This window comes from Candidatus Paceibacter sp. (assembly GCA_013360865.1).
Lineage (GTDB): Bacteria > Patescibacteriota > Minisyncoccia > UBA9983 > UBA9983 > SURF-57.
Genome location: JABWAS010000024.1, coordinates 1 through 8,260 on the forward strand (window position 1 = coordinate 1; position 8,260 = coordinate 8,260).

An 8,260-nucleotide genomic window follows, 5' to 3' on the forward strand; every position below is an offset into this window, starting at 1 on the left:
GGCTTTTCGTCTGCCGAATGATGAATATTTGCGAGATTTAATTTCTCAAACCGGTCCGCTGGTCGCCCCCAGCGCCAATTTGGAAGGGATGCCTCCGGCAACGACGATTGATGCAGCGGAAAAATATTTCGGTGACAAGGTTGACTTTTATCTGGACGGGGGAAAAGCTGAAAGCTCCCCGTCAAAATTGATAAAAATAGAGGGCGACAAAATCATTGAGTTAAGAAAATAAAAAAGTCCGCATTTTACAACGGTCGTCCCGATTTGCGGACATTTTTTATTTTCTTATTTATGCAATGGTTTTTTCCATCGCCGCTTCGATGAGTTTCAAAAACAACGGGTGCGGGGAGAGGGGGCGGGATTTGAATTCGGGATGGAATTGGGCGCCAAGGAAGAAGGGATGGATATTTTGCGGAAGTTCGGCTATTTCCATCAGTTTGCCGCTCGGCGACTGGCAGGAGAAAACAATCCCCTTTTCTTCCAATTTTTCTATGTAATCGGGATTGACCTCGTAGCGGTGGCGGTGGCGTTCGGAAATTTTATCTTTGCCATAGGCGGAATAAGCGATAGTGCCCTTCTTTACCGCCGCATCGTATGCGCCGAGGCGCATTGAACCGCCGTAGTCGTTTTTGGCCATTTTTTCTTTTTGTTCGGGCAGGATGTCTATCACATTATACGGGGTTTTTGAGTTGACCTCGGTGGTGTGCGCGCCTTTTAATCCCGCCACGTGCCTGGCAAACTCCACCCCACCCCCCTGTTGCCGAAGCCGCCCGGAATAATTATTCCATCGTATTCTTTTAATTTCGGTAAATTTTCCGTCTTTTCAAATTCTTCCACGTTCAACCATTCTATGACCGGCTTTTTGCTGAAATGATACGCCGCGTGCTTAACCGCCTCTATCACGGAAAGATAAGCGTCGGAAAGGACGAAATCGCCAGTGGCGAAATATTTTCCGGCAATGCCGATTTTTATCGGTTCGGAGGCGTTTTTTATTTTATCCACCAACTTCGTCCATTCCTTCATATCTTTGCCGCGCGGTTTTATTTTAAGTTTTTTGGCGACAAGGTCGCTTATCTTGTCTTTCTCAAAATTAAGCGGTATCTCGTAGATACTGTCCACGTTGGGCGCGGAAATTATGTCCTCCTCCTTCATGCCGCAATTGAAGGCGATTTTTTCTTTCCTCTTGTCGTCAATTTTGGAATTTACTCTGGCTATTATTATGTCCGGCTGTAGTCCGGCGTAGTTGAGCGTTTTGACGGCATGCTGCGTCGGCTTGGTTTTGAGCTCCCCGTGCTCGCTGACGGACGGCAAAAAACTGACCAAAATAAGTAAAACATCCTGCGCTTTCTTCAACTTGAGCATCCTAACAGTTTCCAAAAATAAAATGTTTTGGTATTCGCCAACCGTGCCTCCGATTTCCGTTATTACAATTTCAGCCTTGTTGGTCTTGAGAGCGTTGTCCAGCTTGTTTATCACCTCCATCGGGATGTGCGGCACCACCTCCACGCATTTGCCGCCGTATTCCAGCGCCCGCTCTTTGTTTATTACGGACTGGTACACGCTTCCGGTCGTCATGTAATTAGCGCTTGAAATATCTTTATTCAGAAACCTCTCGTAGTTTCCCATGTCCTGATCGCATTCCATGCCGTCGTTTAACACAAAAACCTCCCCGTGCTCGGTCGGGTTCATGGTGCCGGCGTCCACGTTGACGTAGGGGTCTATTTTTACCGAGGTTACTTTGAAGCCGCGAGATTGGAGTATATTGGCGACGGACGACGAAGCCACGCCCTTTCCGACTCCGGACATAACTCCGCCCACCACGAAAATATATTTCGTCCTCATAAAATTACCTTCATTTTAACAATCCGCGAATCATCCGGCAACAGAAAAATATATTAAAAAACAGATGGAGAAAAAATAAAGAGATTGATTTAAAAAGACGTTTCGCTCCCGCCTGGCAATTCCACGAAAAATCTTGAGCCCCTGCCTTCACCATCCGATTCCGCCCAAATTTTGCCCTTATGGGCGGTGATTATTTTTACTTATTTTTGTTATAGCTTTTCATTTTTCCATTTTTTATCAATAATTCTTATACATTCATCAATTGAACGTGTTTTTTGCCATTCTTTCAAAATTTTATCCCGTACTACATGGTGCTCCGGGTAACCCTTGCTAACATCATTTTTAAAAATGTCATTTAATATGACTGTAAAGTATTCCTTTGATTCGTCATAGTTATCAATTTTTCTTTCGGTATATTTTTCAAAATATATATGAAATATTTCATGGGCAATGACTACAGAGGGTGGGTAGCCAAATAAGTTATATATGGAATAATAAATAATTCCTTTTTCTTTACTAAAAATCCCATCATCATTAATCATGGAGAATGGGGTTGTAACTATATACCCCTCCATTTTAAATGGTGGTATTTTAAAAATTTTATCATAAGCGATTGTTATTTCTTCCGAATTTATATCAAAATCAATCTGATTAATTAATATGATATTTTTTATATTTGGAATTTTCCTGCCCCAGATAGATTTATTTAGGTTAATAAAATTATTATATCTTTGCCAAATTTCTTTATCTATTAACTTATTGTATGTAAACTTAATTAATTTATTCATATTGTTCATAAAAAATAAAGGTGGAAATTAATACTAACCAATCTCCACCTTTATTATACAAGGTTTTCAGTTAAACCCGCAACAATCATCACTGCCACATCCGTCATCACTGCAACAATCGCATATATTATCCTCTTCGGATGAGTTTTTAAGTTTTATTCCCTTAAAGTGACGTTGCGGATTTAATTTAGACCCCTTATATAATTTTTCAAAAAACAAATTTGCTTTCGTGTTTTTCATAATTAAAACCCTTTTATAAAAATTTTGGGGTCATAGTGAAGCCAGTACAATTTACAACCAGCCCCGCAAACCGGCCAATACTGACAATTAACACAAAGTTCATGCGGGCAAGAATTTGCTGTTTTATAAAATTCTTTTACCTCCTTTCTTTTTCTAAAATCAACATATTCATTCTTGTTTTGAAAATCATCCCCAATCCTACCCAATGAAACATTGCAAAGATGATTACAAGAAATTAAATTTCCGCCGGGATCTATTATTATTCCCCTGCCTCTTGCCATTTGACATCCTGTCATAATATTTCCATCAGCTATCAAATCATCTATAAAATTTTTAGGAAAAAGGCAGAATGGTATTGCAATTTTTAAGGACGGCCTAATTTTCATCTTTTTCATTTTTGGATAAACATCCATGAAAAAAACAGCCATTCGCTTTGGGTCACCCATTCCATCAACATAAGTTTTTTCATCTATAATTATCGGCTTTCCAGTATCAACAGAAAAAGTCCTAGCATTACTTCTATCAACCATGTCTATCATTTCATCAAAATTATCTATCAAATCTTCACAAACAGTCACATTTATAACAAAAGGAATTTCTTCATTACCTATATTGTAAATTGCTTTTGTTAATTGCATAAAGACATCTCTGCCCGTGAAATTTTTATAATCTTGAGAATTTGATGCTTTTAAAGAAACTGTCATCGCTTTTAATCCGAACTTTATAGATTGCTTTAAAAACACAGGATCGGAAAACTTTAATGCGTTCGACACCAGATAAACCTTAAGTCCGTTTTCGGTAACTGTTCTAATGATTTCAAGGAAATGCTTATGTATAGTCGGCTCGCCTCCAATCAAAATAACTGAGTCAAGCCCAATATCCTTAAATAACATCGTGCACTTATTAACAGTTTCCATGCTCATAGAATCCTTAATGTTAAAACCGGTCATTTTGGCATAGCACCAATTACATCTAAGATTACAACTTCTGTTTATGGTGAACCACGCTGTCATCCTCGGGATACTATTTTCATTTTTGTCTTTTGCATTTAAATTCCCTTTTTTCTGTGTCAACAAATTCATATTTCGCCCCCCCATTTTTATAAAATTTTATTTAAATTATATTAAAGAACTCCAATATTTTCTATTTATAATCTACTACGCGGGGAGACAAAAGTCAAACATTTTATCTCCCCGGCAGCTCCACGAAAAATCTTGAGCCCTTTCCTTCGCCGTCTGATTCCGCCCAAATTTTGCCCTTATGGGCCTTGATTATTTCTTTGGCGACGTATAGGCCGAGGCCGGAACCGTTGGCGTAAAGACTGGAAAGCCCTTTGGCGCGACCGAATTTCCTGAACAGATTGGCCATCGTTTCCCCAGACATGCCGATTCCGGAATCCTCCACTTTAAGCAAAACCGCGCCTGACTCCGGGATCCTGGATAAAAATACCTTGACGAATCCGGCCGGCGTGTACTTTATGGAATTGTCTATAAGATTGGAAATTATTTGGCGGATTTTGTTGTGGTCGGCGTTTATGTAGCAACTTTCTTTCTCATCGGCGAAAAATTCCAGCTTTATTTTATTGACCTTGTCGGGAGAATTCTCTATAATGGCTTTAAAATCTCCCATTAAAGACGCTACCAATTCTTTCACATCCATGCTTGAAAAATCATAACTCATTGTGCCCTGTTCTATGTGGGAAATATCCAAAAAGTCGCCGATAATGACAACCAGTCTCTGGGCCGACTGGTAAATTTTGTCCACTACCAGCCTTGTCTTCTCCGGTATTTTGCCGTAACTGCCTTCCAATATCATTGAGGCGTAGCCTTTTATGGCCGTCAGCGGCGTCCGAAGCTGATGTGAAGCGATGGAAATGAAGTCAGACTTGGCTTCATCCAGCTGCCTCAATCTTAAATTGACAAACTCCAGTTTCTCCACCAATTCCTCAATCTCCTCCCGTGCGCGGACTTCTTTGAAAACACTCCTTATAAGAAAATAGCCAAAAAGAGATGTTGACAAAAATATTCCTATTCTAAACCACAAATCTAACATGTTCTCATAAAAGAAAATATTAATAAACAAAACCACCATCAGTATGCCGATAAACAACTCAGACATTATAGTTTTAATGTCCATAAGATGATGTTTCATGATAGCGTAAGCAATCATTACAACCATAAAAAGAGAGAAAAAGGGACCTATCCATATTAATTTATAGGTGTAAATTGGTAAAATTAGATTGAATATTATACCAAATGTAAAAGCGACCATTGTACCAACAAGAACAAATTTAAATTGCATTTTTTCCAAACCTTCCGAACTCATGTACCTTTTATTCAAAATAAGAAAAGAGGCACAAGAATATATAAGTATGTACAAAATATAAAAAAAATAAGAAGAACCTAATTTTATTTCCTTTCCCCAACTCTTAAGTTCATAATTTTTTACAAAATTAATATTAAATAGCAGTAGTATTATGATTACTGTTATTGGTATATTCATCAACAAATGCGTCCAGTAATTTGATTTTATTTTGCCTTTGTCCAAAAAATAAAGAGAGAAATATAAAAAAGAGTTTACGGTAAGAGCGGCGCTTATGTAATAGAAAATCGCCCAGTAAAGACCGCTGTCAAAACTAGAATAACGGAACATGGCTAAACCAAAAGTCCACAGAGAAACAAACAAGGCAAATAAAGAATAAGCCTTGCCGGATTTTTCCGATGAGCTACGGAATATGCTTACGCCGGACAAAGCGAGGTTAACTAGCGAAACTAAAAATAAAACTATATTGGACGTGTCTATCACAAAACCATTATACAGGTTTTTTGCAATTTATGACATTTATCTGTTTTGCCATCGCTTTTTCAATTTTAATTTCCTGGAAACCCGTTTCAGACAAAATATTTATCAGATCTTCCGTTTCCATAAAATGATAAATATTTCTTTTGCCTTTATCTTGAATTGTCATTGCCTGCTTCAAAAGAGCTGGCCCGTAAAATAATTGCTCTTTGTTGTCAAAACCAAAAACTTTTTCTCTGGAAGCGATAAAAACCTTAAAGAATTTTACGTTCTTTTTGGGGCTTGACCATATAAACTGACCGCCCGGTTTCAATATCCTGAAAATCTCCGCCATTATTTTCTTGAAGGCCATTATGCCAACTTCTTCGTCGTAATGGATTATATACGGGAGAACCAGATTGGCAGTTACACCATCAAATCTGCTATTTTCAAAAAAAATTTTGTCGCAAATATTTAATTCTCGAACCTCAATATTACTTTCCTCGTTAAATCTTTTATTAAGTTGTTTTATAAAACCAGGATCAAAATCCGAAGCTATTATTTTAAAATTATTTCCTTGTGCCTTGCTTTTTAATAAATCAACTACTCCACCAGAACCGCTCCCCAAATCAAGCCATTCGCCGTTAGTAGTCAGATTTTTCCCAAAAACATCCATTAGTTCTTTGTAAGGCCTTACACCTTCTATGTGATGATATAACTTACCGTAATTCGCCCAAAATTTTTTTTCTTCCTGATCTATTATATCAAGTAGTTCAATTTTTGCTCTGCGCAACTCGCCGTGAAATTGTTTACGTTTCCCATCCTCGGATAATTTATGATCTATGTGAAAAGTTTTGCCATAAAAAATCAAAACTTTATCGTGCCGTGAAAAAATTTTTCTCCATGTTAAACCTTCTATTCCAAAAATATAAACCGGAATAATTGGTTTGTTTGTCTCTTGATTCAATAAAATTATTAACTTATCCATCCTTTCAATCAAGGGGTGTGTCTTATAACACCACTCGTGAAAAATTCCGACAGATTGGCCTTTCCAAAGAATTTTCAACGGTTCCTTGGTGGCATGATCAACTCCGTTTTTTAGATAACCTGGGATTGGCGCGCCTAATTTTGAAAGCTTGCCCCAAAAAGTATCAAAAAGACTTTCCTCGGCAAGATAATGGATTGGGTGGAATCTAGAAAAGAGCGACAATCCGGAAGAAATAATAAATGGGTCGAAATAACTTTCGTGGTTGCTGGTAAATATGGCCGATGACCCTTTAATAATTTTTAAATTATCTTTGCCGTAAACTTTAAAATTCAAAAAGAGTTTAAAAATTATTTTTGTGCTTAGAAACGTTAAAAAGTGAACTAGTCTGGTCATATTGTTACAATACAAGCAAGTTTATACAAAAAAAGCGCCAAACGGCGCTTGGAAATAAAAATTAAACAACTCGGGCGGCTATTTCGCCCTTGTCGGAAAATTTCGCGAATCTGAATTTCGATGCTGTTTTCATTTTATTAATTATAATTAAAGCATATTTATTCCAGCTTTTCAACCCGCGCGCCAAGGAGACGGATAATTTTCTTTTTCGGATTTTTGCGGCTGTCCAGATACGGCATCAGCAATTTCATGGTTTCTTTTTTCAGCGTGTCCAAAGAGTTTGCCGGTTCCGATACCGTGTGAGCCGAGGTTTTGGTTTCAAAATCGGAAAAGCGGACCGTTATGCCGACTGTCTTAAAGCTTCTGAAGCCGCTTTTTCGGAAGCGGTCAAAAACTCTTCCGCATAGTTCCGCCATCTTTCCAAAAATAAAATCGGCGGCCAGCGTGTCGCGGGCGAACGTTTCCTGCTCGCCAATGGATTTGGCTTCATGTTCCGTTTCCAGCTCGGTCTCCCCGAGTCCGCGCGCTTTATAGTACAGACCGGCTCCCCATTTGCCGAGCATCTTTTCCAGTTCCTCTTTGGAAAATTTCCGCAGGTCTTTTATTTTTTCCACCCCTTTGCTTTTCAGCAAACTTTCCGTCTTTGGCCCGACCCCGGGCAAAGCACTAGCTGGCATTTCCGCCAAAAAGTCTTCCGCGTCTTTTTCTTTCACCGCGGTAAGGCCGTCCGGCTTTTGGAAGCCGGAAGCGATTTTGGCTATCAGCTTGTTCGGCCCGATTCCCACCGAAGCGGTCAGGTTTTCTTTACGGCGGATTTCTTTTTTGATTTTCCGGCAAATTTCTTCCGCTCTCTCGTAAGAGCCGGTTTCCGAAAGGTCAAAATAAGCTTCGTCCACGCTCGCCTGCTCCACTTTCGGCGAATGTTCGGAAATTATTTTCATTATTCTTTCCGAGACTTTGTTGTATTTTTCAAAATCAACCGCCAAAAACACGACAGGCGGTTTGCCTTCCTTTTTCGCTTTTTCCGAAAGCCTCCAGGCTTTGCTTATGGGCGTGGCGGAAAAAATGCCGTACCTCCTTGCGGCGTAATTGGCGGTGGAAACCACGCCACGTCCGTTTCCGCCGGCGGGGTCCGCGCCGACCGCAACCGGCCGGCCTTTGATTTCCGGACGGTCCCGTTCTTCCACGGCCGCGAAAAACGCGTCCATATCTATATGAGCGATTATCTTCA

6 protein-coding genes and 1 pseudogene are annotated in these 8,260 nt (G+C 39.4%); 1 reads left to right on the forward strand and 6 read right to left on the reverse strand.

The window, feature by feature from the left end:
* Positions 1-232: Sua5/YciO/YrdC/YwlC family protein (locus HUT38_04090; protein ID NUQ57634.1), on the forward strand; the 232-nt coding region annotated here is incomplete at its 5' end.
* 57 nt (positions 233-289) lie between these two features.
* Here the strand turns inward: HUT38_04090 and HUT38_04095 are convergent.
* From HUT38_04095 to dinB, 6 genes and pseudogenes are all read right to left on the reverse strand, one after another.
* Positions 290-1,842: pseudogene (locus tag HUT38_04095) on the reverse strand (CTP synthase).
* Between the two features lie 209 nt (positions 1,843-2,051).
* Positions 2,052-2,630 carry a hypothetical protein gene (locus HUT38_04100; protein ID NUQ57635.1) on the reverse strand — a complete coding sequence of 193 codons (579 nt, stop codon included), beginning with the start codon at positions 2,628-2,630 and terminating at the stop codon, positions 2,052-2,054.
* Between the two features lie 242 nt (positions 2,631-2,872).
* Entirely contained in the window at positions 2,873-3,967 is a 1,095-nt protein-coding gene (locus tag HUT38_04105) for a radical SAM protein (GenBank protein NUQ57636.1), read from the reverse strand.
* A gap of 88 nt (positions 3,968-4,055) precedes the next feature.
* Entirely contained in the window at positions 4,056-5,621 is a 1,566-nt protein-coding gene (locus HUT38_04110) for a hypothetical protein (GenBank protein NUQ57637.1), read from the reverse strand.
* Positions 5,622-5,682: 61 nt separating this feature from the next.
* Positions 5,683-6,969 carry a methyltransferase domain-containing protein gene (locus HUT38_04115; GenBank protein ID NUQ57638.1) on the reverse strand — a complete coding sequence of 429 codons (1,287 nt, stop codon included), beginning with the start codon at positions 6,967-6,969 and terminating at the stop codon, positions 5,683-5,685.
* Positions 6,970-7,187: 218 nt separating this feature from the next.
* Positions 7,188-8,260, reverse strand: a 1,073-nt coding sequence (gene dinB, locus HUT38_04120; GenBank protein NUQ57639.1) for a DNA polymerase IV, incomplete at its 5' end; no start/stop codon positions are given.